Source organism: Laribacter hongkongensis DSM 14985 (assembly GCF_000423285.1).
In the GTDB taxonomy this organism is placed as follows: Bacteria; Pseudomonadota; Gammaproteobacteria; order Burkholderiales; family Aquaspirillaceae; genus Laribacter; species Laribacter hongkongensis.
In genome coordinates, this window is sequence record NZ_AUHR01000004.1 from 72400 (window position 1) to 96338 (window position 23939).

General features: G+C 65.3%; 22 protein-coding genes. 12 read left to right on the plus strand and 10 right to left on the minus strand.

The genetic code is table 11. The features are described 5' to 3' along the window. Positions 1-87: 87 nt before the first annotated feature. The 5 genes from G542_RS0104935 to G542_RS15955 all read right to left on the minus strand — a co-directional run bounded on the left by G542_RS0104935 (position 88) and on the right by G542_RS15955 (position 5684). A complete protein-coding gene (locus tag G542_RS0104935) occupies positions 88-528 on the minus strand; it encodes a DUF411 domain-containing protein (protein ID WP_012696117.1) in 441 nt (146 codons plus the stop codon). A 58-nt stretch (positions 529-586) separates the two neighbouring features. Next, positions 587-2101 carry a multicopper oxidase family protein gene (locus G542_RS0104940; protein ID WP_027823546.1) on the minus strand — a complete coding sequence of 505 codons (1515 nt, stop codon included), beginning with the start codon at positions 2099-2101 and terminating at the stop codon, positions 587-589. Positions 2102-2196: 95 nt separating this feature from the next. Continuing rightward, positions 2197-2562, minus strand: coding sequence for a hypothetical protein (locus G542_RS0104945; protein ID WP_012696119.1), 366 nt, complete (start codon positions 2560-2562; stop codon positions 2197-2199). 24 nt (positions 2563-2586) lie between these two features. After that, entirely contained in the window at positions 2587-3345 is a 759-nt protein-coding gene (rlmB, locus tag G542_RS0104950) for a 23S rRNA (guanosine(2251)-2'-O)-methyltransferase RlmB (protein WP_012696120.1), read from the minus strand. A 59-nt stretch (positions 3346-3404) separates the two neighbouring features. Further along, on the minus strand, positions 3405-5684 hold the full coding sequence (locus G542_RS15955; protein ID WP_012696121.1) for a putative bifunctional diguanylate cyclase/phosphodiesterase: 2280 nt from the start codon (positions 5682-5684) through the stop codon (positions 3405-3407). 144 nt (positions 5685-5828) lie between these two features. On the opposite strand from G542_RS15955, the gene G542_RS17390 reads away from it, so the two are divergent. From G542_RS17390 to G542_RS17395, 4 genes are all read left to right on the plus strand, one after another. After that, on the plus strand, positions 5829-6191 hold the full coding sequence (locus tag G542_RS17390) for a hypothetical protein (RefSeq protein ID WP_012696122.1): 363 nt from the start codon (positions 5829-5831) through the stop codon (positions 6189-6191). A 101-nt stretch (positions 6192-6292) separates the two neighbouring features. Then, positions 6293-6826, plus strand: coding sequence for a pantetheine-phosphate adenylyltransferase (coaD, locus tag G542_RS15965; RefSeq protein ID WP_081666744.1), 534 nt, complete (start codon positions 6293-6295; stop codon positions 6824-6826). Then, positions 6823-7755 (plus strand): Nudix family hydrolase, encoded by a 933-nt coding sequence (locus G542_RS0104970; protein ID WP_027823547.1) that lies wholly within the window; start codon positions 6823-6825, stop codon positions 7753-7755. Before coaD ends, G542_RS0104970 begins: the two co-directional genes overlap by 4 nt. After that, positions 7746-8186 carry a hypothetical protein gene (locus G542_RS17395; RefSeq protein WP_155826610.1) on the plus strand — a complete coding sequence of 147 codons (441 nt, stop codon included), beginning with the start codon at positions 7746-7748 and terminating at the stop codon, positions 8184-8186. The genes G542_RS0104970 and G542_RS17395 overlap by 10 nt, the downstream gene beginning before the upstream one ends. Before the next feature lies 1 nt (position 8187). Here the strand turns inward: G542_RS17395 and fdxA are convergent, their stop codons facing one another. After that, entirely contained in the window at positions 8188-8526 is a 339-nt protein-coding gene (gene fdxA, locus G542_RS0104980; RefSeq protein ID WP_012696126.1) for a ferredoxin FdxA, read from the minus strand. Between the two features lie 60 nt (positions 8527-8586). Between fdxA and gluQRS the strand changes: the two genes are divergently transcribed. Next, positions 8587-9501 (plus strand): tRNA glutamyl-Q(34) synthetase GluQRS, encoded by a 915-nt coding sequence (gluQRS, locus tag G542_RS0104985; protein ID WP_027823548.1) that lies wholly within the window; start codon positions 8587-8589, stop codon positions 9499-9501. A 581-nt stretch (positions 9502-10082) separates the two neighbouring features. Here gluQRS and G542_RS0104990 read toward each other — a convergent pair. Then, entirely contained in the window at positions 10083-10844 is a 762-nt protein-coding gene (locus tag G542_RS0104990) for a class I SAM-dependent methyltransferase (protein ID WP_244878684.1), read from the minus strand. Between the two features lie 116 nt (positions 10845-10960). Between G542_RS0104990 and G542_RS0104995 the strand changes: the two genes are divergently transcribed. Beyond that, the gene (locus tag G542_RS0104995) at positions 10961-13225 is read left to right on the plus strand and encodes a DNA internalization-related competence protein ComEC/Rec2 (protein WP_034985085.1); all 2265 of its coding nucleotides are present in this window, start codon (positions 10961-10963) and stop codon (positions 13223-13225) included. 485 nt (positions 13226-13710) lie between these two features. Here G542_RS0104995 and G542_RS0105000 read toward each other — a convergent pair whose 3' ends face one another. Then, positions 13711-15021 carry a Na+/H+ antiporter family protein gene (locus tag G542_RS0105000; RefSeq protein ID WP_027823551.1) on the minus strand — a complete coding sequence of 437 codons (1311 nt, stop codon included), beginning with the start codon at positions 15019-15021 and terminating at the stop codon, positions 13711-13713. A gap of 106 nt (positions 15022-15127) precedes the next feature. Between G542_RS0105000 and G542_RS0105005 the strand changes: the two genes are divergently transcribed. Together G542_RS0105005 and G542_RS0105010 are read left to right on the plus strand one after the other, a co-directional pair. Continuing rightward, positions 15128-16549, plus strand: coding sequence for a globin family protein (locus G542_RS0105005; RefSeq protein WP_027823552.1), 1422 nt, complete (start codon positions 15128-15130; stop codon positions 16547-16549). 4 nt (positions 16550-16553) lie between these two features. Further along, complete coding sequence (locus G542_RS0105010) at positions 16554-17252, plus strand: type II secretion system protein (RefSeq protein WP_027823553.1); 699 nt, start codon at positions 16554-16556, stop codon at positions 17250-17252. Positions 17253-17324: 72 nt separating this feature from the next. On the opposite strand, the gene aceB is transcribed toward G542_RS0105010, so the two are convergent. Beyond that, positions 17325-18917, minus strand: coding sequence for a malate synthase A (gene aceB / locus G542_RS0105015; protein ID WP_027823554.1), 1593 nt, complete (start codon positions 18915-18917; stop codon positions 17325-17327). Positions 18918-19035: 118 nt separating this feature from the next. Between aceB and G542_RS0105020 the strand changes: the two genes are divergently transcribed. Further along, complete coding sequence (locus G542_RS0105020; RefSeq protein WP_012696135.1) at positions 19036-19932, plus strand: LysR family transcriptional regulator; 897 nt, start codon at positions 19036-19038, stop codon at positions 19930-19932. A gap of 1 nt (position 19933) precedes the next feature. On the opposite strand, the gene G542_RS15975 is transcribed toward G542_RS0105020, so the two are convergent. Then, positions 19934-20542 carry an HdeD family acid-resistance protein gene (locus G542_RS15975; protein WP_012696136.1) on the minus strand — a complete coding sequence of 203 codons (609 nt, stop codon included), beginning with the start codon at positions 20540-20542 and terminating at the stop codon, positions 19934-19936. Between the two features lie 124 nt (positions 20543-20666). Here G542_RS15975 and G542_RS0105030 point away from each other — a divergent pair, with 124 nt between their 5' ends. The 3 genes from G542_RS0105030 (at position 20667) to G542_RS0105040 (ending at position 23894) form a co-directional block, all read left to right on the plus strand. Further along, positions 20667-21167 (plus strand): hypothetical protein, encoded by a 501-nt coding sequence (locus G542_RS0105030; protein WP_012696137.1) that lies wholly within the window; start codon positions 20667-20669, stop codon positions 21165-21167. 151 nt (positions 21168-21318) lie between these two features. Then, positions 21319-23487 (plus strand): sensor domain-containing diguanylate cyclase, encoded by a 2169-nt coding sequence (locus G542_RS17400; RefSeq protein WP_162142336.1) that lies wholly within the window; start codon positions 21319-21321, stop codon positions 23485-23487. A 134-nt stretch (positions 23488-23621) separates the two neighbouring features. Continuing rightward, positions 23622-23894: an oxidative damage protection protein gene (locus G542_RS0105040; RefSeq protein WP_012696139.1), complete on the plus strand. Its 273-nt coding sequence runs from the start codon at positions 23622-23624 to the stop codon at positions 23892-23894. The last annotated feature ends 45 nt before the right edge of the window (positions 23895-23939 follow it).

The following is a 23939-nucleotide window of genomic DNA, read 5'->3' on the forward strand; positions in this document are numbered from 1 at the left end:
AGGTCGGACGGGTCAGCTCGCTGCATTGTAACGGCTGACCCCGGTTCAGGGGATGCCTGTCATGTCCCTCCCCCGTTCATGCCTGCATCAGCGGGTGGCGTAGACGCGGGTTTTGCCGTCACGGTCAAAGGCAATGACCTGATAGCGGTCCTTGCGGCCATCGGGCATTTCCATGCCCGGCGACCCCGCCGGCATGCCCGGCACGGCCAGCCCGCGGATGGCCGGCTTGTCGCGCAGTACCTGTTTGACGAGATCGGCCGGCACATGGCCTTCGAACACATAGCCGCCGATTTCGGCGGTGTGGCACGACGCCAGCTGCTGCGGTACGCCCAGACGCTGCTTTTTCTGCCAGATGTCCTGGGCCACGGCGGCCTTGGTGGCAAAGCCGGAAGTCTTGAGGTGCTCCACCCACAGGTGGCAGCAGCCGCAACCCGGTTGTTCGTGGACCACGGCGGTCGGCAGCGCCTGCGCCTGCACGGTTGAAACAGCGGTCAGCAGGGCCAGCAGGCGGGAAAGACGGTAAGACATGACAACTCCAGTCGGTTTGGATCGGGATTCAGGAAAAAACACGAAACGATGATGCAATTCAGGCCCGCACCCGCAGGGTGGCCATCATGCCGGCGTCTTCGTGTTCGAGGACGTGGCAGTGGTAGAGCAGTTCGCCTGGATGGTCGAAGCGGGTCAGCAGGGTCAGGCGCGAGCGCGGCGGCAGGTTGACGGTGTCGCGCCAGGTCGGCGTGACCGGACGGCCATCGATGGCCACCAGCTGGAAGCGGCCGCCATGCAGGTGGAAGGGATGGTCCATGTGGCTGCGGTTGACCACCTCCCATGCCTCGACTTCACCCACGCGGGCCTCCAGGTCGACGCGGTCCATGTCGTAGGTCTTGCCGTCGATCAGGAACAGGCCTTCGACCATGCGCTGCGGATCGGCCATGGCATGCCCGGCATGGGCCGCCATGTCGTGCGGGCGCTCGTCCAGCACGATTTCGCGCCGGCGTACCGGTGCGCCGAGCGGCACCACCGGCCTGAGGGTGGCCGGCAGGGTGAAAGGCGCTGCCGGCTCGCGCCCGCTGCTGATCCCGATATCCAGCAGGGGGACGGGTGCGGTCTGCTCCGGACTCATCATTTTCTGCCGGGCATAAGGCAGTGACACCAGTGTCAGCGGTGTGCCGGAATGGTGCGGGAAGGTGACGACGAATTCGCTGCGCTCGCCCGGTACCAGCAGGTAGTCCCCGACCGGCTGCGGCGCCGGCAGCCAGCCGCCGTCACTGGCGACCCGCACCAGTCTGGCTCCGGGCACGGCCAGCCGCAGGTAGCGGGCAGCGCAGGCATTGACTACGCGCAGGCGCCGGGTTTCACCGGGAGCGACGGTCAGGCGCGGGTGATGCTGGCCGTTGACCAGCACCACGTCGCCTTCGCGGCCGTCCATCCAGTCTGCCAATGTGTGGGCGGCCACCTGGTTGCCGGTATCGAAACGCTGGTCGGAAATCACCAGCAGGCTTTCCGGCAGGCCGGCCAGCGGGTCCGCCGGATCGCGCACCAGCACGGCACCGGCCAGCCCCATGGCCGCCTGGCGTGCGGTGCGGCCGTGCGGATGCGGGTGATACCAGTAGGTACCGTACCAGTCGGCCGGCAGCTGCCAGCGGGCGACAAAATCGTTACCGGGGGCGATGGCTTGACGCGGGTGGCCGTCGAACTCCGGTGCCACCGGCAGGCCGTGCCAGTGCACGGTGGTGGATTCGGCCAGCCGGTTGCGCAGGGTCAGGCTGACCTGGTCGCCGGCGGTGAGTTCAATGAGTGGTCCCGGTACGCTGCCGTTGAAGGTCCACAGCCGGGTCGGTTCGCCGGGCAGCAGTGCATGGCGGGTTTCGGCCAGGGTCAGTGTGCCGGCAAACCGGCCGGCCGTGCCGGATTGGTTGGCAAGGCGGGCCGGTTCGCGCAGGGAGGTACCGCCTGACAAGGGCTGGCGGGCGACCGGAGCCGGTGCGGCGGGCGTGGATGCGGGGGCGGGCATGCCGTGATGGGCATGCGGATTGGCGCGGGCAGCCAGCGGCCACAGCGGCAGGCTGGCGAGCGCCGTCAGCAGGTGACGTCGTTGCATGACAGAAACTTTCTCTCGTGCCGGCGGCTATCAGCCGGCCGGCGGGCAGACATGGCCGGCACCGGAAGGTGACGGCTGCATGAGCGGGAGAAAGGTCAGGTGCGCGGAGGCTTGTCCGGCGGAGGGAGTGCCCGGCTGGCCAGCGGGGCGATTGCCGTGGCCGGGCGGGTGGTGGCCAGCGTCAGGAGCGGCAGGCCGGCCGGAACGGCATCGGCCGGCAGGGCGACGACGCAACAGGCGTGGCTGCCGGCGACGGCGCCCTGGCAGTCAGTGGTGCCGCTGCGGCAGACCGACAGGGCGGGTTCGTCGGGGGGAGCGGCGTGGCGGCGCGATATACCGGCTTCGTGCGCAGCCGGCATGCCGTCATGACAGGCTGCCTGTGCCGGCGCCGCGAGCAGCAGCAGGCCCGCCGTCCACAGGACGGCGAGCAGGGCAAACAGCGGGCGGGCGAGGCGGGTCATGAACCGGAGTGTAGTGCAGCCGGCTCAGGCCTGGCGGCGTTCGGCGGCGAGCGTGTGCTGGCGGCGGGTTTCGGCCAGCACCATGCCGGTGGCAACCGACACGTTGAGGCTTTCCACCGTGCCGAACATCGGGATGCTGACCAGCAGGTCGCAGTGCTCGCGGGTCAGGCGGCGCATGCCTTCGCCTTCAGATCCCATGACCCATGCCAGTGATTCCGGTGCTTCGAAATGGTAGAGGTCGCTCTGGCCGTCCATGTCGGTACCGGCGATCCAGATGCCGCGGTCCTTGAGGTCGCGCAGGGTCCGGGCGAGGTTGGTGACCTGGATGTACGGCACGGTTTCGGCTGCACCGCAGGCAACCTTGCTGACGGTGGCGTTGAGGCCGGCCGAGCGGTCCTTGGGGGCCAGCACGGCATGTACGCCCATGGCATCGGCCACGCGCAGGCAGGCGCCGAGATTGTGCGGGTCGGTGATGCCGTCGAGGATCAGGAGGAAGGGCGGGGTCGTCAGGGTGTCGAGCACGTCGTCGACGTTGACGATGCGGTGGCTGGCATCGATCACGGCGGCGATGCCCTGATGGCGGGCGTGACCGGTCATGGCATCGAGCCGTTCGTTGTCGAGCGGGATGACCCGGATGCCTTCGTCGGCGGCCTTGGCCAGCGCTTCCTGCATGCGGCGGTCTTCACGGCCGCGGGTGATGTAGATCTCGATCAGGCTTTTGGGCGACTGGAACAGGCGGGCATTGACGGCATGAAAACCGTGGATGAGTTTTTTCTGCGACACGCTGGGGTCCGGCAAGAAAGGGCAAAGGCGGCATTCTACCGGTTAGCGGGCCGGCTGGCTCAGGTCAGTGCGACCGGAGGCGCATCGCTGTCGAACATCCGGCTGAACGAATGCAGGGCCTCTGCGGCCAGCGGCGGGCTGTAGAAATAGCCCTGGATCAGTTCGCTGCCGCAGCGGGCCAGAAAATCACGCTGGTCGGCTGTTTCCACGCCTTCGGCCACCACGGACAACGACAGTTTCTTGGCCATGGCGATGATGGCTTCGGTGATGGCCAGGTCGCTGGCATCGGCCGGAATGCCGCTGACGAAGGTGCGGTCGATTTTCAGCGTGTCGAGCGGGAAGCGCTTGAGCTGCGCCAGACTGGAGTAGCCGGTGCCAAAGTCGTCGATCGACAGGCGCACGCCCAGTTCCTTGAGCTCGGTCATCAGGGCGATGGCAGCGGTCGGGTTGTTGATCAGGGTGCTTTCGGTCACTTCCAGCTCCAGCCTGCGGGCAGCGAGGCCGCTGTCCGACAGGACCGCTTTCAGGTGATGCGTGAGGCCGGGATCATTGAACTGGTGGGCCGACAGGTTGACCGCGACGTGTCCTACGCTGAATCCGGCCGTGTCCCACGCTGCCAGCTGCCGGCAGGCGGTTTCCAGTACCCAGCGGCCGATCGGCAGGATCAGCCCGGTTTCCTCTGCCAGCGGAATGAAGGTGGCGGGGGACACCTGGCCCAGCTCGGGGTGATGCCAGCGCAGCAGGACTTCGACACCGACCAAGCGCTGGCGGTGCGGGTCGATTTGTGGCTGGTACGCCAGGGTAAGCTGATTGCGCGGCAGGGCGTGGCGCAAGGCATTTTCCAGTGCCAGCCGCTGGTTGGAGAGGCCGTGCAGGGTGTGGGTAAAAAAGGCAAAGGTATTCTTGCCGGCGTCCTTGGCGCGATAAAGCGCGGTATCGGCATGGCGCAGCAGGGTGGCGGCATCCTTGCCGTGCTCGGGGGCCAGGGCGATGCCGATGGAGGCGGTGATGTGCAGTTCCTGGTTTTCCAGCGTGATGGGCTGTGACAGTTCGTCCAGCAGGCGGTTGGCCATGTCGATGACGGCGGTGCGCTGGCCGGTGTCTTCCAGCAGCAGGGTGAACTCGTCACCGCCCTGGCGGGCCAGCAGGGCATTGCTGCCCACGACAAACGACAGGCGTGCGGCCACGATGCGCAGGAGGTTGTCGCCGGTGGCGTGACCGAAGCTGTCGTTGATGAGCTTGAAGCGGTCCAGGTCGATGAACAGCACGGCAAAGGACTGCTCGATGCCGGAGAGGCAGATGTCCTCGAGCTTGCGGAACAGGGCGTCACGGTTGAGCAGGCGGGTGAGCGGATCATGGCTGGCGAGGAACACCAGCCGGTCTTCGGCGGCCTTGCGGCGCGAAATGTCGGTGAACACGCCGACGTAGTTGGATACCCGGTCTTCATCGTATACCGCGCTCAGGGACAGCCAGACCGGATACAGGCGGCCGTCGCGGTGGCGGTCGAACATTTCTCCCTGCCAGTGCCCGTGTTCGGCCAGCGACTGCATCATTTGCATGTTGGTGGCCTGGCCGACGTGGTCGGTGCGGAACATGCGCGAGCGGCGTCCCAGTGCCTGCTCCTCGGTGTAGCCGGTGATGCGGGTAAACGCCGGATTGACGGTGATCAGGGTGCCGTCGGCATCGGTAAGCAGGATGCCTTCGCTGGAGTTTTCAAACACGGTGGCGGCCAGTTGCAGCGTGCGCTCGGTTTCCAGGCGAGCGCTGATGTCGAGGCCGACGCCGACAATCACCCGTTCGCCACGGAATTCGGTCAGGCGGCTGTGCAGTTCCACCGACAGCCGGTGGCCGTTGCGGTGGATCAGTGGCAGGACGTAGTGCTGTTCGGTGATGTTGTCCCGGTGACGCCGGCGGACTGATTCACCGATCTCGTGCGCCACTCCGGGAGGCATCAGGTCAACAAGGGATTTGCCGGCCAGTGCGCCGGCCGGATACCCGAGCATTTCGCTGGCGCGCTGGTTGGCGTAGATCAGCGTGTGTTCCTTGAGGATGTAGATGCCGACCAGTGATTGCTCGATCAGGGCATCGTACTGTGCCCGCAGGTCACGCAATTCGCTGCGCTGGCTCCGGTAGAGATGCTCGCGCCGGCGCCAGTAATGGCGGCTCAGGCCCCAGCCCAGCCAGGAGAGCAGCAGTGCGGCCAGCAGCAGCGTGGTGGTCAGGGATGCCGGTGTGACATCGCCGATCCGGGGGGCGGCATATGCTGCAAGCGCACATGCCAGACCGGTTCCAAGGCAGAGGAGCTGGCGTGGCAGGCGGGAGCGGAAAGAAGAAGGCATCCGGCAGGAAGACAGGAAACAGGGGATGCGCCAGAGGTATCGCGAAACGCCGCGCCAAGTCAAATGTCATTATCTGGTGCGGCATGGGAAAACCGGTCTTGCCTGACGATAATGGATGATGCTTCGCCGTGGAGAGAAACCAGCATGAGGACTACATGGGCCGTAATCGGGCTGCTGATGGCTGGTAGTGCACCGGCCGCAGAAGTCACGGTCTGGTCGCCGGCCTTGTGGCAGCAGGCCGATGCCGTGGTGGCGGTCGAGGTCGAACCGGCCCGGCGCGACGGGCCGCTTGAGCAGGTGTGGGTACGGGTGACCAGTGTGTACCGGGCACCGTTGCGGACAGGAGAAGTGATTGCCCTGGCCGGCTTTGACGGTGACCTGACCCCGTCGCCAGGGCAGCGGAAAATCGTCGCACTCCTGCAACGGGGAGCATTCTGGCAATTGCCTGATACGTCATATTGCCTGCCTGACTCGCCGGAATGGCGGGCCATTCTGGGTGAGTACTGAGCAGTCTCTTTTCATGCTGCCATGCAAAAAGCTTTGCCGCGGTTCCATGCTGCGTTTACAGTGCGCGCATCCTGTTTTTGCACTGCAACGGGAGGCAATCCTTGAAACGCGCGGTTTATGCCGGCAGTTTTGACCCGGTGACCAATGGCCATTTGTGGATGATCCAGCAGGCCGTCGAGCTGTTTGACGAGCTGATCGTGGCGATCGGGGTCAACCCCGACAAGCACTGCACCTTCAGCGCTGAAGACCGGGCCGCCATGCTGCGGGAAACCACCCAGCAGTATCCGAACCTGCGCGTCGAAGTCTTCGACAACCAGTTTCTGGTGTCGTACGCCCAGTCGGTGGGGGCCAACTACATCGTGCGCGGCATCCGCACCACCAGCGATTACGAGTATGAGCGCGCCATGCGCTACATCAATTCGGACCTGTATCCGAACATCAACACCATTTTCCTGCTGCCGCCCCGCGAATTTGCCGAGGTGTCGTCCACCATGGTGCGCGGGCTGGTCGGCCCGATGGGCTGGGAAAACATCATTCACCAATACGTACCCGACCCGGTGTACCGGCGGCTGCTCCAGTGGGCAGAGCGCCGTGGCATCCAGCGTTACGGGGATACAAAGCAACAGGCATCATGACCAAATGGGTGGATGTCGTCGCCGGGGTGCTGCTGGCCCCGAACGGCGACTTTTTTCTGTCGAGCCGGCCGCAGGGCAAGCCGTATGCCGGTTACTGGGAGTTCCCCGGCGGCAAGCTGGAAGCCGGCGAAACACCGTATCAGGCGCTGGTACGCGAGCTTGACGAAGAGCTGGGGCTGACCGTCGAAGAAGCCACGCCGTGGCTGACCCAGCATTTTCACTACGAACACGCCAGCGTGCGGCTGTCGTTCTGGCGGGTGACCCGCTGGCAAGGGCAGCCGCAGGCGCGCGAAGGCCAGACCTGGGCGTGGCAGCCTGCGGCCGGTGCCCTGAATGTCGCACCGGTGTTGCCGGCCAACACGCCGGTATTCCGGGCACTGTCCTTGCCGGCCACGCTGGCGCTGACCTGTGCCGGCGAAACCGGAGCTGCCGCCATCCTCGCGCGTATTGGCGCCGACCCTGCCGCCTTTCCGCTGGTGGTTGTGCGGGAGCCCGGCTGGGCCGAAGCCGACCGCGTACAGCTGGCGCACGAAATCCGGGCACTGACCGCCGGCTGCGGCGGCCGCGTGCTGCTGGCCGGTGCCACGACGCTGGTGGCCGGGCTGGACGGCGTGCATCTGACCGCCGCACAGCTGATGGCGCTGGACACCCGCCCGGCGGCCGACTGGGCCGGTGCGTCGGTGCACAGGCAAGAAGAACTTGAGCAGGCTGCCCGGCTGGGACTGGATTACGTCATGCTGGGGCATGTCATGCCCACGCCCAGCCATCCCGGCGTTCCGCCCTTGGGCTGGTCACGCTTTGCCGGGTTGGCCGGCGGTCGCTGGCCGATGCCGGTCTACGCCCTGGGCGGCATGCAGCCGCAGGACATGCAGGCTGCACAGGCGCATGGCGCGCACGGAATCGCCATGATGCGGGGAGCATGGCAATGACACGCAAGCAGATGCAACGCTGGTTCTGGATTGCCCTGGCACTGGTCGTGCTGGGCGTGTTCAAGCTCGGGGTGCTGTGGTACGGCTGGGCCGGCGAGGCGAAACCGGCCACTGCCGAAATGCTGACCTGCCCGGATACGGCTCGTGTCTGCCAACTGGGTGACAGCGGTGCCAGCCTGCGCTTCGCCACGCCACCCGTGCACGGCAAGCCATTCGAAATCGAAGTCAGCGGTACCGGCGAAACACCGATGGCGCGTTTTGAAATGCCCGGCATGGACATGGGCGTACCGCCTTATCGGCTGATCCCTGCCGGAGACCGGCGCTGGACCGCCAGGGTCATGCTGCCGGTGTGTGCCAGCGGCGCGCGCGACTGGGACATGCGGGTGGATGTGGGCAGCAAGGCCTACGTCCTGCGCTTTACCGCCCGGTAAGTCAGGCGCCGTTGCGGTCGAGCTCCTGGCGCTTGTCCAGCACCCGTGCCCAGTCGTCGGCATCGTCCGGCGGCAGCCTGGCCATGGTGATGGGGCGCCACTCCGGATGGGCCGCCAGCTCGGCATTCAGCGCGATGAAATCCTGCTGGTCGGGCGGTACGTCGTCATCGGCATAGATGGCACCGACCGGACACTCGGCCACGCACAGCACGCAGTCGATGCATTCACGCGGGTCGATGACCAGGAAATTGGGGCCTTCGCGAAAGCAGTCCACCGGACACACCTCGACGCAGTCGGTGTATTTGCAGCGGATGCAGGCTTCAGTGACGACGTGGGTCATGGCGGCTATCCTTGCGCTGACGTTCCAGCCTCCATTCTAGAAACTCCATACCGTTTAGCCGTGACTTCCGTTCCTGTCCGCCGCTACCGCGGCCGTTTTGCTCCCAGTCCGACCGGCCTGCTGCATGCAGGCTCCCTGCTGACCGCCGTGGCCAGCTGTCTGGATGCCCGCCGCCACGGCGGCGAATGGTGGCTGCGGATCGAAGACCTCGACCCGCCGCGCGAAATGCCCGGTGCCAGCAGCCGGATCCTCGCCACGCTTGAAGCCTTCGGTTTTGAATGGGATGGCGAACTGGTCTACCAGCACGATAGGCACGAGCGGTACGCCGCAGCGCTGGAGCGCCTGATCGCTGCCGGTGTCGCCTATCCCTGTGCCTGTACCCGCAAGGACATTGCCCGCGCGGCCGTGCGCGGCATTGACGGCCCGGTCTATCCCGGCACCTGCCGCCACGGCTTGCCGGCCGGGCAGGCTGCCCGTGCCTGGCGCCTGCGGGTGCCAGCCGGTCCGGTGCGTTTCGTCGACCGCATCGTGGGGGAGCAGGTGCAGGACGTTGCCCGTGATGTCGGCGATTTCGTGTTGCGGCGGGCAGACGGCCTGTGGGCCTACCAGCTGGCGGTGGTGGTCGACGATGCCGACCAGGGCATGACCGACATCGTGCGCGGCGCCGACCTGCTGGATTCCACGCCACGGCAGATCGTGCTGATGCACGCACTGGGCGTGCCGGTGCCGCGCCACGCCCATGTGCCGCTGGTGGTGAATGCAGCGGGTGAAAAACTGTCCAAGCAGACGCTGGCGCCGGCCATCTGCGCCGACCATGCCGCCGACGAGCTGCTGCTGGCGCTCAGGCGGCTGAACCAGCCTGTTCCCGGTAGTCGCTGGCCGCTGGCCGAACTGTGGGCCTGGGCGCGCGAGCACTTTGACTTCGGGCGCATCGGCACCCGTCCCGTGACGGCAGCCGGGCCGGAGGCCGGGTAGTTTTCCGGCCTGCCCGGTGCGGCAAGCATGCAAGCTGCTGCGGGCCTTGTGGATGTTGCCGTTGGTGCCGTGAAGCCCGGAGCTGCCTGCGGTAGCAACCGGATGTGCGAGACCGCAAACCGGGGGTTTCAGGGCGGTGAACTGGCGCATGGAAAGTCATCCCGATGCCTTCCGCACCAGCCAAACGTACCGGCATGGCATAGCGGGGGCAGACGCTGGCCAGATCAGCCGGTAGCTTCCTGATGGTGGCAGGCAGACCCTGACAGGGCATTTTCCTGCGGATGCTGTAAACGGCATCAGGGCCGGAGCAGGACAGGCATGGTTGCCGGATTCCCCGGCTGCGGACCGCGCGGAAACCGGGCCAGGTAACCGGCTGGCTTCTGAGCCGGAGTACGGCAGGTGCCGATGCCGGACGGGCCGGGATTGCCGGGCTGGCTCGCCGCGGTTTTCCGGTGTGCTTGTGCACGGCCTGTCGGCGGGACGGTAGCCGGGTGCGGTGAGCAAACTCCGGGGCGAACGCTGGCCGGATCCTGGTCAGGCATGCTCCGGCGTGTAGAGAAAATAGGTTGTTCTCAAGCCTCTCAGGCGCTGGCGGATGGCAGCGGGGCGTAGAGGTCGAAGCGGGTACTTTTGCCCACTTGCTGGCCGGCGGGTTTTTCACCGGTCAACAGCGCACCCAGCCGCGGGCGCTTGACCACCACCCGCTTGCCGGCAACCTGCCGCGCCACCAGCAACAGGCGGCCGGCATCCAGATCGTCCCCCACCACGACCTGAAACGCCTGCATCTCTTTTTTGGCCGCGGCGGACTTGCCGGTATCGGGAAACATCGGGTCCAGGTAGACAACGTCCACACTGCCGGCCGGCTGCTGTGCCAGCCAGTCGGCGGCATCGGCAAACACCAGCTGCATGCGGGCGGCAATCTCGTGCGTGGCAGGGTCCAGCCGGGCGCGGGCGAGTGCATCGTCGAGCAGGGCCGCCGCCACGGGCGAGCGCTCGACCAGCGTGACCCGACAGCCCAGGCTGGCCATCACGAAAGCATCGCGGCCCAGTCCGGCGGTGGCGTCGACCACCTGCGGACGCTGGCTGCCCTTCAGGCCGATGGCGCGGGCGACCGGCTGCCCGGCACCGCCGCCGAATTCGCGCCGGTGCCGGGCAGCGCCACCGACAAAATCGGACGTCACCGCACCGTGGTGCGGGCTTTCCAGCCCCAGTACGCCTGCGCGCCAGGCCAGCCAGTAGCCTTCGCCCGGCGGCGTCGCCAGGCACGGCAGGCCGTAACCGGCGGCAAAGTGCTCCAGCGTGGCGGGGGAAACGTCGGGCGTGGCGAGCAAACCGTGAAACATGGCAACCATTAATCGGGGCAAAGGCACATTGTCGGCGCTGGACCGCTAGCGCGAAAGCCCGCGCGGAAAAATCATTTCATGCAAAATGAATATTTGTCTTCCGGGGCGTTGCCTTCATGCCTGTCCTTGCCTGGCTGGTCGCGGGCCTGATGCTGCCGCCCCATCTGCCTGTCTCCCTGCCGGTACACGGGGTCGCCGCCGGCGTGATCCTGCTGGGATGCTGGGCCGGCGTGCGCGGCCGCTGGCCCGCCTGGGGCTGGCTGTGCCTGGGTGTACTGTGGAGCGTCTGGCGGCTGGACCTGCGTCTGGCCGAACAGCTGCCGCCCGCGCAGGAAATGCAGCCCGTGACGGCACAATTCACCATTCGCGGACTGCCGCAAGTGGACGGTATGGGCCGGGTGCAGGTGGTGGCTGCCGTCGAGGCGGTGCCGGAAGGCTTCTCTTTGCCGTCACGGATACAGGTCCGCCTGCCGGTCGAGCCGTCGGCCGATCTGGCCGGCAGCCGCTGGCAGGCAGAGTTGCGCTGCCAGCGACTGCACGCGCTGGCCAATCCGTACGCTTTCGACATGGAAGGCTGGCTGATGGCGCAGGGCTGGCTGGCGCGTTGCCAGGCCCGTTCGCCCGAACGCCTTTCAACCCCGTGGCAGGACGTGTCCGCCCGGATCGACCGCTGGCGCGCGCATCAGGCCGGGCGCATCCGGACGGTGGCCGGTACCGAGGCCGGAGCCGGACTGCTGGCGGCCCTGACCATTGGCGACACGCGCGCCATCACGCCGGAACAATGGCAATGGCTGGCCCGGACCGGCACCACCCACGTGGTCAGCATTTCCGGCCTGCACTTGGCACTGCTGGCCGGCACCCTGACCGGACTGGCCGGCTGGCTGGTGCGTCGCCGCACCTGGCGGGGCCGTTCGCTGCGGCCGCTGGCGGCCTGGGCCGGACTGGCCGGCGCGGCAGGCTATGCCCTGCTGGCCGGCAGTTCGGTACCGACCCTGCGCGCCCTTTACATGCTGGCAGCCGGTTGCTGGGCCTTGCAGCAGCGCCGGCGCTGGCCGATGCGTCAGGTGTGGTTGCTGGCCTTGCTGGCCGTGTTGCTGCCGGACCCGTGGGCGGCAACACAGGCCGGATTCTGGCTGTCCTTCGGGCTGGTGGCGGCCCTGCTGGCCGTCGGCAGCGGTCGTCCGGGTGCATGGCGCGGCATGGCTGCCGTCGCCGGAGCCCAGCTGGCGATCGCGGCTGCTTCGGTGCCCCTGCTGCTGGCCTGGTTCGGCAGCCTGCCGCTGCTGTCGCCACTGGCCAACCTGTACGCCGCACCGGTGCTGGGCGGTGCGCTGACGCTGGCCTCGTTGCTGGTGCTGCTGCAACCGTTCGATGCGCCCTTGCAACTGGTCGCCTGGTTGCTGGGGCTGGCGCTGGAGCCCCTGCGCTGGCTGGCTGCCGGTCCGCAATGGCAGATTCCGGCACCGGCCGGCTGGGCCGTGGTGCTGGCCTTGCTCGGCAGCGTGCTGATGGTGCTGCCGTCGTGGTCGTTGCGCGGACTGGCAGCCTGCCTGTGGCTGCCGTTGCTCTGGCCGGTGACGGAGCGCCCGGCTGCGGGCGAAGTCTGGCTGACCGTGCTGGACATCGGCCAGGGTCTGAGCGTGGTGGTGGAAACCGCCAGTCATACGCTGGTGTACGACGTCGGTCCGGGCGGGCCGTCCGGTGCCACCGCCAGCCGCACGCTGCTGCCGTATCTGGCCGGACGGGGGGTACGTTCGCCGGACCGGGTCATGCTGTCGCACGACGACAGCGATCATGCCGGCGGCTGGGCCGTGCTGGCACCGCTGTGGCCGGATGCCGGACGCTGGAGCAGCCGGCCCGGGCGCTGGCCGGGGCAGGGATTTGCCGCTTGCCGCCAGGGACAGCGCTGGACGTGGGACGGGGTGGAATTCCGCGTGCTGTGGCCGTCTGCAGGGATAGCGGAAAGTGCCAGCGACAACAATGCCAGTTGCGTGCTGAAGGTCACGAGCCGGCAGGGGCGCTCGATGCTGCTGACCGGGGATCTGGAACAGGCGGGCGAGGCGGAACTGCTGGGCGAACCGGCGTTGTCCAGCGACGTCCTGCTGGTGGGGCATCACGGCAGCCGCACGTCATCGGGGATGGCATTCCTGCAAGCCGTGGGCGCGCAGGCGGCGATTGTCAGCGCCGGCTACCGCAACCGTTACCGGCACCCGCAGCGCCAGGTCTGGGAACGTCTGCGGGAGGCGGGCATGCAGCGCTGGCGTACCGACTGGCAGGGGGCCATCCGTGTGCAGCTGCACGACCAGGTGGCCGTGTCCGGCTGGCGCGGGCAGCGGCCGCGCTATTGGGATCCGGGCTGGCGCGATGAGCCGCTCCGGTGAGGCAGCAACCGGCCGGACCGGGCGATGCCGAACCCCAGCCGGATTCCGGAGGGCTCCGGCCCGCACCGTGAAAGGCCGTGCCGGACCTGCGAGTCCGGGTCCGGCAGGCAACATGCCCGGCTTCTGCCCGGTCGCTGGTGCGGCTGGTCCTGATGTGCGGCAGTGATGTCCATGCCAGCCCGCCACCGAACTGCGAGCCGGGCAGCCGGGGCAACTGCGCTAGATGAGCTGCGGGTACAGGCCTGCGTGGGGCGGCAGCACGGGTCACATCCGGCGGGAAAGCAGCCGGCAATCGGCAGGTATAGGCTGCCGTACGGGAGAAAGAGATCCAGGCACGAATACGGGCAGTCCGGTCCGGAGACGGCTGCCTGTGCGGCGTTCCGTTGCCATGGCGGCAAGCCGGCCGGAGCGGAGCTTGCACGGGGAGGCCGGCGATTCCGCAGGACGGCGCGGGCAGGTGTCCTGCCCGTCGAGGTCCGTACTCCTTACAGCACCATGGCGGCGATCCAGCCGGCCACCAGCAGCGGCAGGTTGTAGTGCAGGAAGGTCGGCACCACGGTGTCCCAGATGTGGTTGTGCTGGCCGTCCACGTTCAGACCGGCGGTCGGGCCGAGGGTGGAGTCCGACGCCGGGCTGCCGGCATCACCCAGGGCGCCGGCCGTGCCGACGAGGCTGACGATGGCCAGCGGCCCAAAGCCCATTTCGATGGCCAGCGGCACGTAGATGGCGGCGAGGATCGGGATGGTTGAAAACGACGAGCCGATGCCCATGGTGACCAGCAGGCCGACCAGCAGCATCAGCAGTGCAGCCAGGGGCTTGCTGTGGCCGATGGCGTCGGCAGAGGTCTGCACCAGTGCACCGATTTCGCCGGTGGCCTTCAGTACTTCGGCAAAACCGGCAGCGGCGATCATCACCAGTCCGATGGTGGCCATCATTTTCATGCCGTCGCTGAAGATGCTGTCGGCTTCGCGCCATTTGACCACGCCGCCCAGCACGAATACCAGAAAGCCGGCCAGTGCGCCGATCAGCATCGAATCAACCGACAGCTGCACGGCGAAGGCAATGGCCACGGCAATGACCGATACCCAGATGGAACGTGACGAATACGCCACGGATTCACGCTCGACGTCGCTGATCTGTGCAAGGTCGTAATCGCGCGGCTTGCGGTAGCTGACAAACAGCGCGATCAGCAGGCCGGCAATCATGCCCAGGGCCGGAATCAGCATGGCGTGGCTGGCATGGATGCCGGAGGTGTCCAGTCCGGCTTTGGCGACATTGCTCATCAGGATTTGATTCAGATAGATTTCGCCGAATCCGATTGGCATAGTCATGTACGGCGTAATCAGGCCGAAGGTCAGCACGCAGGCCACTGCCCGGCGGTCCAGCCGCAATTTGGCCAGCACGAACAGCAGGGGCGGTACAACCAGGGGAATGAAGGCAATGTGGATGGGCAGGATGTTTTGCGACGATATGGCCATCAGGACCAGGGCGCCGAGCACGGCCCACTTGAGCAGTGTGCCTTGTCCGCGTTGCACCATCGCCAGCAGCTTGTCAGCCAGCGCATGCGGCAGGCCCGACTGCGCCAGTGCCAGTGCGAAGGCACCGAGCAGGGCATATGACAAGGCCACGCCAGCCCCGCCGCCAATGCCGGCATTGAAGGCCTTGAGGGTGACGGCCATGTCGAGTCCGCCGGCCAATCCGCCGGCCACGCTCGCCACGATCAGGGATATCACCACGTTCACCCGGGCCAGCGAGAGCCCGAGCATGAGAACGACAGCCAGTAAAACAGCGTTCATGACAAAAGAAAATCCTGTGCAAAAGGTTATTTTTCAAGACGAAATTCAGTTTTCAGGCATGTTAAAGGGATTTTCTGTTTCTGTCGCCGCAGGCCCGCAACGGGGAATGGCGTTTTTGACCGTGCTTGTTCCCTTGTTGCTGCTGTTGCTGGTCTTGCCGTTCATCGGGCAACTGAAAGAGGGCTACCGGCAGATGCGGCTGCAACGCCAGGCTGATCTGGGTACGGCCAAGCAGGTGGCGCTGGCGTGGATCGGTGGTGGCATCAGCCGCGAGGATGACCGGTTGCCGGCCGGTCTGGACTGGCCGGCCGGCCAGGCGGGCGCCTGGCAGACGCGGGCATGGCCGATGCACAAGGGGCAGTTGCGGCCTCCGTATCTGGGCGGTGGAACCGATGCCGGCAACCAGCAGGTCGGGGAGGCCGCACCGCTGTTCAGCGTGGCCAACGGCCAGTTTTGCGGCGGGGTTTTTCCGTTTGCCGACTCCGGGCTGACGCCTTATGTCCCAAGTGGCAACGGCATCTGGCTGTTTGCTTCCAGCCGCCTCTTTACCACCGGCAACGCCTGCCGGAACGGCAGCGTGCAGATTTGCCCGCTGACGGCGGCAGATCTGGAAAACCGGGACCTGTTCCCGGCCGTACTGCTGGAGGGCGAGCCTGCGGCGACCGAGCCATCCCGTGACATCCTCGGGCTGCTGGTGCGGGACCGGATGCCGGCCGGATTTTCGCAACTGCTGAACACGGGCGCCGCAACGGCGGATAACGCCTATCCGGGGTGGGCAAAGCCGTTGGCCGGCGCTTCGCCCGGAAGCCGCGGCACGCTGGCCAATTGCATCGATACCAGCCGGCCGGTGGCGCTGACCCGCAGTGCAGCGGCTGGTTCTGCCACGTCGTCCGTAGCCTACGTGACCCTGACCCGCCGCGAGCTGCAACTGGCCTTGCTGCCGGTCCTGCAACAGGTCGCGGGGCTGGGGGTGCTGCTGGGATCGGTGCGGTCGACACCGGTCGGGATGCAGTTGCCGGGTGATGATGCACTGGTGCAGGACTGGCAGCAGCTGGACGGCAGGGCATGCCTGACGGACCGGTTCGTGACGGCCTGGCAGGTGGCGTTCGGGCAGGAGCCCGGGGTCAAGTCCGGCTGCGACAGTCCTGATTCTGCGCTTTCCACCCTGTTGCAGGCACCTCAGGACAAAACCGGAAATGGTGCCTGGCGGTTGTTGGAGACTCAGAGACAGGCCGGAAAACTGGCCGACTGGGTGTATCTCTGCACGCTCAGCCGCCGGAATCATTTTGATGATGAAGGGATTGGCCTGTCGGTCCGGGACGTGTGCCAGCCGCTCGGCAAATGGTGGCAGCAACTGGAGAGCGTGACGCGCTACAGCGAGTCGGCACGGGATGCCGGCGGGCTGGTGTTTGAAGCGGCGCAGGGCTTGCGCTTGCAGTTCAAGGGCGGGCTGTCGGTGTTTTACCTGCGCCAGCGGGCAAGTGCCGGTGCGAACTGGGGACCGCTGACACTGTCGGCAAAGGGGTAAGGACATGCAGAAACAACAAGGGTTTACGCTGGTCGAGCTGGCTGTTTCGCTGGTGGTGATCGGTCTGGTGCTGGGCATGGTGTCGCTGCCGCTGATGCGCCAGCTGAATGACCGGCTTGGCCGGGTGCCCGGCGGGCAGGATGCGCAGGACATCCAGGCGGCGCTGGCCATGTACATGCAGACCATGGGGCGTCTGCCCTGTGGCAGTGCTGATGCTGGTGGCGTGGAGAATGCCGGCCTCTCCGGCAGGAAAGTCCAGTTCCTGCCGTGGAAAACCCTGGGGCTGCCGGCCGGGTATGACAAGTACGGATCGATGTTCGGCTATGTGGTGGATCCGGGTATCTGCTCGGTCCCGGTGCAGTGGGGCAGCTTGCTGGACCAGAGTCCGGTCGTGAATGTCGAATTCTGGGGAGCTGCCGGCAAGATTGCCGGCAATGCGGTACCGGTGGCTGTCATCAGTTACGGCAAGAACCGTGCAGGCACGGTTGACCGTAACGGCCTGCGTTTTGGCGATGCAGCAGCCTCGGCCAAGGAAAAAGGGCAGGCTATCGGCCAGTCGCCGGCAATGTTGTACGGGCGGGTGAGCGAAGCGGTGCAGGAATTTGACGACGAAGTGCTGGTGCTGCCGGCCTTGCTGCTGGCCAACCGCGCCAGCCTGGGCGGGTATCCGGTGGTGCGCCAGCCTGCTGCTTCCGGTTCCTGAATCCGGATCAGGGTTTGCCGGCAACAAAAACAGCGCCCCGGACCGGGGCGCTGTGCATGTCGTGTGCAGGACTCAGTCGATGTATTCGTAGCCCGGCAGGGTCAGGAATTCGACGAAATCGTCCGAGGTGGTCAGCAAGTCGAACATGCGGGCGGCGTCTTCGTACTGGCGGGTCCACTTGTTGCCATATTCGGCTTTCAGTTTGGCCACTTCGTCAGCCTGGAGTTCGCGGAACAGCTCGGTCGTCACCTTGCGGCCGTCTTCCAGCACGCCCTTGGGCGAGCGGATCCACTGCCAGATCTGCGAACGCGAGATTTCGGCGGTGGCGGCGTCTTCCATCAGGTTGTGGATCGGTACGCAGCCGTTGCCGGAAATCCACGAGCCCAGGTACTGGATGCCGACGTTGATGTTCATGCGCAGGCCGGCTTCGGTGATCGGTGCTTCCGGCTGGAAGTTCAGCAGGTCGGCGGCCGTCACGCTGATGTCGTCGCGCTGTTTTTCGATCTGGTTCGGGGCGCTGCCCAGCACGGCATCGAACTCGGCCTTGGCTACCGGCACCAGACCCGGGTGTGCCACCCAGCCGCCGTCGTAGCCGTCGGTGGCATCGCGCTGCTTGTCGGCCCGGATGCCGGCCATGGCGGCTTCGTTCTTGACCGGATCGTTCTTGATCGGAATCAGGGCAGCCATGCCGCCGATGGCCGGTGCGTTGCGCTTGTGGCAGGTCTTGAGCAGCAGCAGGGCATAGGCACGCATGAACGGTACGGTCATGGTGATCCTGGCGCGATCGGCAAGGCAGAAGTCGCGGTTGACGCGGAATTTCTTGATGCAGCTGAAGATGTAGTCCCAGCGGCCGGCGTTGAGGCCGGAGCTGTGTTCGCGCAGTTCGTAGAGGATTTCGTCCATCTCGAAGGCGGCGAGGACGGTTTCGATCAGGACGGTTGCCTTGATGGTGCCTTGCGGAATGCCGAGGTCATTTTGGGCGGCGACAAAGATGTCGTTCCACAGGCGGGCCTCGAGATGCGATTCCATCTTCGGCAGGTAGTAATAGGTGGCGCTGCCGACGCTTTGCAGGTAGGCGATGTTATGGAAGAACGACAGGGCAAAGTCGAAAATGGCACCGGACACGATTTCGCCATCGACCTTGACGTGCTTTTCCATCAGGTGCCAGCCGCGCGGACGCAGGATCAGGGTGGCGATTTCATCGTTCAGGCGGTACTGCTTGCCTTCCGGACTGGCAAAGCTGATGGTCTTGCGATAAGCATCACGGACATTGATCTGGCCACTGATCTGGTTTTCCCAGCTCGGGCAGTTGGAGTCCTCGAAGTCGGCCATGAAGCTCTTGGCGCCGGAATTGAGCGCGTTGATCATCATCTTGCGGTCGACCGGGCCGGTGATTTCCACGCGGCGGTCCAGAAGGTCGGCCGGCAACGGAGCGATTTTCCAGTCGCCGTTGCGGATGGAGGCTGTCTGCGGCAGGAAGTCCGGCAGGCGGCCGGCGTCCAGCTCAGCCTGGCGGCTGTCGCGGGCAGCCATCAGTTCGCGGCGGCGGCCTTCGAACTGGCGGTGCAGCCGGGCGACGAAAGCCAGTGCTTCCGGGGTGAGGATGTCGGCAAAGGCCGGAGTGATGTCAGCGGTGATTTCCACGCCTTGAGGCAGTTGGGCCATCTTGTAGTTTCTCCAGGGTAATGTCGGAATGCATGCTCGGTTGCCAAGCAGTCTAGTCTCGTACTAGTGATGGAAAAACCCATAAAATGCCATCTCACTTTTTACTTTTACGTCACTAATGAGCGATTTTCGTCAGCTGCAAACCTTTGTCGAGGTGGTGAAGCAGGGCAGCCTGTCAGCTGCTGCGCGGCAGGAGGGCGTTGTGCCGGCAGTGATCGGTCGCCGGCTGGATGCGCTGGAAGAGCGCCTCGGAGTCCGGCTGCTGGTACGAACCACCCGCCGCCTGACGCTGACACAGGAAGGTGCGGCTTTTTTTGAAGACTGCCAGCGGCTGCTGACCGAGCTGGCCGAGGCGGAAGCTGCCGTGGCCAGCGGGGTACAGGGACCGAAAGGGCATTTGCGGGTGACGGCTCCGGCCGGATTCGGGCGGCGGCATGTGGCACCGCATGTGGCGAGTTTCCAGCGGGCCAATCCGGACATCCGGGTGACACTGGACCTGTCGGACCGGCTGGTGGACCTGCTGGCCGAGCGGGTGGATGTGGCCATCCGTATCAGTGATCTGGCGGATTCGTCGCTGGTGGCAGTGCGGCTGGCGGAAAACCGGCGGGTGGTGGTGGCCGCGCCGGCATACCTGGCCCGGCATGGCGTACCGCTGACGCCGGAAGACCTGTCCCGTTTTGACTGCCTGACACTGGGAGCCAGCCAGCCGCGTGGCTGGAGCTTTGTCGTGGCCGGCAAGCTGGTGAACTGGAAAGTCAGCGGGTTGCTGGCCTGCAACGATGGTGCCGTGCTGCACGACTGGGCGCTCAAGGGGTTGGGGCTGGCCTGGCGCTCGTTGTGGGAGGTGAAGGACGACCTGACCGAAGGGCGGCTGGTGACGGTGCTGGATGCGTTTTCGTCACCGGATTATCCGGTCTGTGCCGTCGTACCCCAGCGCAAGTATCTGCCCTTGCGTACCCGTGCCTTTATCGGGCATCTGAAGCAGTGCTATCAGGTGCCCGGATACTGGGAGTGAATCAGCCAGCCAGCCCGGCCGGTGTGCCGGCCTCATGATCCGGATGCGGAGGCTGGTTGTGGGCTGCGCGCCGGGCGGCCAGTGCCACGATGATGGAGGTCCAGCCGGCGAAGATCAGCTCGGCGCTGATGAAGAGGCCGATGACCCAGAAGCCCGATCCCGGCCAGCTCATCAGGAGCAGTACGCCGGAAACAAACACCAGCACGCCCCCCAGCACCACCCAGCCGTAGCCGTGTTCCGGCCGGTGCTGCCAGCCCTTGACGGCGCGCATGAAGCCGACGGCAATCAGCCAGCCGGCCAGCATCAGGGTCAGCCACTCGGCCGACAGCAGCGGAGCAAACAGCATGACCAGACCGGCGGCCAGATACATCAGGCTGATGAGGATGGAAACGCCGCGTGCCTTCCAGCCTTGCCCGTGAAAGACCGCGCTGAGCAGTGTCAGGATGCCGCTGGCACACAGGATGGCACCAAAAGCCAGCACGCTGGCAACGGTGAACAGCGTGCTGATCACCAGGCCGACGGTGCCGATCAGGAGTTGTACGATGCCCAGGGCGACCAGCCAGCCCCAACGGTGGGTAAGTTGGCCATAAGTCGGTAAAGAGACTGACATGATCAGGAAATCCTCGTGAAATAACTGACTTCACTATAGGACAGACAAAAGCCATGCCAGTGCAGTCCGGCTGAATGGAGCAGGGTGTATGGTGAAGTATCGGTAGTGTCTGGAGGGATGGATCATGAACGGAATCAGGAAAGCGGCGGGATGGAGCGGATTGCTGCTGGGCATGGGGCTGGCCGGGAGCGTGATGGCGGCGCCGCAATATGTCCTGCAGTGCGTGCCGGCTGCCGGGATCGGATTTGGCGAGTGGTTGCAGACCCGGCTGGCAGTGGCGGGCTGGCAGCAGAATGCCAGGGAGCCCCAGGTTGGACTGTGCTTCGAAGTACAGAAGGAGACCGTGTGGAACCGGACGCCATATACCGGAGCCTGTGGCCCGAGTGCGGCCATGAGCTGGGGCCGGGGCAATGGCTGGTGGCCGGGGCCTGGTGGTGTGGTGGCGCTGGATTGTGGCTGGGTCCCAGAGCAGCAGTCGGTGCTGTACCTGAAAACCGTGCCGTTGCCGGCCGGCCATCCGGTCAGTACTTATTCGACCCCGGTTCCGGCAGCAGACAATCCGCAGGCCGGACTGGAGCGCGCAGCATCATCGCTGATCGAGCGCCTGCCCTGGCCGCAACCCTGACCCGGATGGCCGGCAAGTTAAAAACTTATCCTTTTAAAACAATCCGGTAAGTGTATATACCAATTGATGACAATTGTTTTGAGGGCTACAAACCAGAAAATCTGCCGGCATGCGTATCACGGCCGGTATTCTGAAACAGGATGCCCATCTCATGCGTATTTTCTGGAACCGGATCACGTTGCAGGCCCGGCTGGTATGCCTTGGTCTGGTCGTGAACGTGACCTTGATCGGCCTTCTGGCCAGCCTGGCGCTATGGGCAGCGCAAACCCTGGTCAGGGACAGCCTGACCGAGCGTGACATTGAAGTGCGGGCATTGCTGACCATGGCGGCCCTGGCTGACCAGGGCGGATCGTCAAACCGTGAGCAGCCGTCCTGGTCCGGCATTCTGGAACAGGCAGGAGGGCTGTCTTATCTGCAATGGCTGGACCGGAACGGCAAGGTGCGTGTCCAGACTGGCAGGACCGGGCCGGAACGGGATCTTGACGAACAGCTTCCGGAAAACCTGTGGGCATTCCTTGCCCAGGGACCGGTCTGGCATCGTCAACTGGCCTTGCCCCAGAGCACGGGCGGTATCGTGCGCTATGGAATGGACATTTCGCCGCTGCAACAAACCGTCAGGCACATGCTGTGGCTGGGCGGACTGGTGCTGTTGCTGGCAGTGAGTGGAGTCTGGGGTTTGCAGCAGCTGTTATTGCGCTGGGTCGGGCGTCCGCTGCGCCGTTTGCTGGCAGCGGCCCGCCGTTTTGAGGAGGGAGATCGTCATGTCAGCCTGCCGGCCGCGCCCACACGAGAGTTCCAGGCGCTCTACCGCAGTTTCGAGAACATGCGCGACCGGGTCAGTGAACAGCTGGAGTCGCTGCACCGGCAGCAAGAAACGCTGTATGCAATTGCCGACCATACCTATGCATGGGAGCTGTGGGTGGCGCCGGACGGCAGCATTACCTGGGTCAATCCGTCCATTTACAGGATTACCGGTTTTGCTGTCAGCGACTGTCTGGGACCGAGTGCAGCCTTCTTGAATCTGGTCCATGCGCAGGACCGGGCGCGCGTGGCCCATGGCCTGCAGGTATCGCTGAACGACCGCCAGCCGGGACAGGGGTTTGAATTCCGCGTCCGGCATGCGTCGGGCAGTACCGTATGGGTGGTGGCTAGCTGGACCCCGATCTATTCTCCCGACAGCCGCTACTTGGGACTGCGCCTGAGTCTGCTTGACTGCACTGAAGCACGTTCCACCCGGGAAGCACTCAAGCAGGCTGTCAGCCACCTGCGCAACGCCCAGGACGAGGTCGAGCAGCATCTGCACCATACCCGCAAGGAGCAGGCCCGGCTGGATACCCTGTTGGCCTCGCTGCACCTCGGTCTGGTGTTTGTTGATGCCGAGTGGCGCGTGCTGTATGCCAATCCGCTGTTTTCGCAGCTGTGGTTCCTGCCTCCGGCCGAGCAGATCAAGGGTTGTCCTTTGTCCGGACTGTTGCCGGCGCTGGCCGGCAACGGGCCTGAGGAGGGCGCGGCCGAGTCGGAGTACAAGCTGGAGGACGGGCGCATCGTACTGGTTCGCCAGGCGGCCATCCAGGGAGGAGAAAGCTGCCAGGACAACGGTTTCCTGCTGCTGTGCGAGGATGTAACCGCTGCCCGGGCCAGTGCCGAGCAACTGGTGTTTCTGGCCGAGCGTGACACCCTGACCGGCGTGTTCAACCGTCGTCGTTTCCAGGTGGAGATCGACCGGATGTGGAGGCTGGCCGAGCGGCGCCAGCGCAGGATGGGATTACTGGCGTTTGACCTGAACGACTTCAAGCTGATCAATGACAATCACGGGCATGCCGCAGGAGACGAGGTGCTGATCGAGATTGCCCGGGCAGTCAGCCGGACCGTACGCCAGGACGAGCTTTTCTGCCGGCTGGGTGGCGACGAGTTTGCAGTGCTGCTGCCGGAGGCGGATGTCTATGATTCCACCCGTCTGGCGATGAGGATAGAGAGTTGCGTTTCGGCGTTGCAATTCGAGTTTGACGGCGTCGCCCGGCGTGTTTCTGCTTCCATCGGTATTGCCGTAGCACCAGACCATGCCAATTGCGCTGACGCACTGAGTGCTGCTGCCGACGCTGCAATGTACCAGGCCAAGAAGGAAAATCCCCAGGGGTGCTGGCGGGTCTTTGATCCCGGGCTGCACGTCATCGGCATGTCGCGGTGGGGCATGGGGAACGCCAGTGCCCAGGACGGTCGCCTGGAACCGACCGTGATTGTCGATGGCTCAAGCGCGGCTGCACACGATACGGACCAGTTGTTTGCAGCCTGTCAGCGAGAAGCGGATTCGCTTGCTTGAAAGCGGCGACAATGCAGCCATCTACCTGTAATCTTGAGCCGTTCATCATCCGTCAGGATGCAGGGCACCGGAGTGCTCGTGCTTCGGGCCACAAGACTGCAACATAACCCCATTACAGTACGAGAAGGAGCGTCATGGCACGCATGGTTCAGTGCATCAAGCTTGGCCGCGAGGCCGAAGGTCTGGATTTTCCCCCCTTGCCGGGCGAACTGGGCAAAAAGGTTTATGAAAACGTGTCCAAAGAGGCATGGCAGGCATGGCTTCGCCACCAGACCATGCTGATCAATGAAAACCGCCTTAATCTGGCGGACAGTCGTGCGCGTCAATATCTGACCCAGCAACTGCAAAACTATTTCTTTGGTACCGGGGCCGACATGCCCGCAGGTTTCGTGCCGCCGTCCGTGTAAGGTACCGGGCCACGTCAAAGAATTGCGGAGCGCCTGGCGCTCCGT

What these genes read in the sequence shown, in the direction of transcription:
- G542_RS0104935 (WP_012696117.1), bottom strand. Translation starts at nt 528, where the DNA reads ATGTCTTACCGTCTTTCCCGCCTGCTGGCCCTGCTGACCGCTGTTTCA.
- G542_RS0104940 (WP_027823546.1), bottom strand. Translation starts at nt 2,101, where the DNA reads ATGCAACGACGTCACCTGCTGACGGCGCTCGCCAGCCTGCCGCTGTGG.
- G542_RS0104945 (WP_012696119.1), bottom strand. Translation starts at nt 2,562, where the DNA reads ATGACCCGCCTCGCCCGCCCGCTGTTTGCCCTGCTCGCCGTCCTGTGG.
- G542_RS15955 (WP_012696121.1), bottom strand. Translation starts at nt 5,684, where the DNA reads ATGCCTTCTTCTTTCCGCTCCCGCCTGCCACGCCAGCTCCTCTGCCTT.
- G542_RS17390 (WP_012696122.1), top strand. Translation starts at nt 5,829, where the DNA reads ATGAGGACTACATGGGCCGTAATCGGGCTGCTGATGGCTGGTAGTGCA.
- G542_RS0104970 (WP_027823547.1), top strand. Translation starts at nt 6,823, where the DNA reads ATGACCAAATGGGTGGATGTCGTCGCCGGGGTGCTGCTGGCCCCGAAC.
- G542_RS17395 (WP_155826610.1), top strand. Translation starts at nt 7,746, where the DNA reads ATGGCAATGACACGCAAGCAGATGCAACGCTGGTTCTGGATTGCCCTG.
- fdxA (WP_012696126.1), bottom strand. Translation starts at nt 8,526, where the DNA reads ATGACCCACGTCGTCACTGAAGCCTGCATCCGCTGCAAATACACCGAC.
- G542_RS0104990 (WP_244878684.1), bottom strand. Translation starts at nt 10,844, where the DNA reads ATGTTTCACGGTTTGCTCGCCACGCCCGACGTTTCCCCCGCCACGCTG.
- G542_RS0104995 (WP_034985085.1), top strand. Translation starts at nt 10,961, where the DNA reads ATGCCTGTCCTTGCCTGGCTGGTCGCGGGCCTGATGCTGCCGCCCCAT.
- G542_RS0105000 (WP_027823551.1), bottom strand. Translation starts at nt 15,021, where the DNA reads ATGAACGCTGTTTTACTGGCTGTCGTTCTCATGCTCGGGCTCTCGCTG.
- G542_RS0105005 (WP_027823552.1), top strand. Translation starts at nt 15,128, where the DNA reads ATGGCGTTTTTGACCGTGCTTGTTCCCTTGTTGCTGCTGTTGCTGGTC.
- G542_RS0105010 (WP_027823553.1), top strand. Translation starts at nt 16,554, where the DNA reads ATGCAGAAACAACAAGGGTTTACGCTGGTCGAGCTGGCTGTTTCGCTG.
- aceB (WP_027823554.1), bottom strand. Translation starts at nt 18,917, where the DNA reads ATGGCCCAACTGCCTCAAGGCGTGGAAATCACCGCTGACATCACTCCG.
- G542_RS0105020 (WP_012696135.1), top strand. Translation starts at nt 19,036, where the DNA reads ATGAGCGATTTTCGTCAGCTGCAAACCTTTGTCGAGGTGGTGAAGCAG.
- G542_RS15975 (WP_012696136.1), bottom strand. Translation starts at nt 20,542, where the DNA reads ATGTCAGTCTCTTTACCGACTTATGGCCAACTTACCCACCGTTGGGGC.
- G542_RS0105030 (WP_012696137.1), top strand. Translation starts at nt 20,667, where the DNA reads ATGAACGGAATCAGGAAAGCGGCGGGATGGAGCGGATTGCTGCTGGGC.
- G542_RS17400 (WP_162142336.1), top strand. Translation starts at nt 21,319, where the DNA reads ATGCGTATTTTCTGGAACCGGATCACGTTGCAGGCCCGGCTGGTATGC.
- G542_RS0105040 (WP_012696139.1), top strand. Translation starts at nt 23,622, where the DNA reads ATGGCACGCATGGTTCAGTGCATCAAGCTTGGCCGCGAGGCCGAAGGT.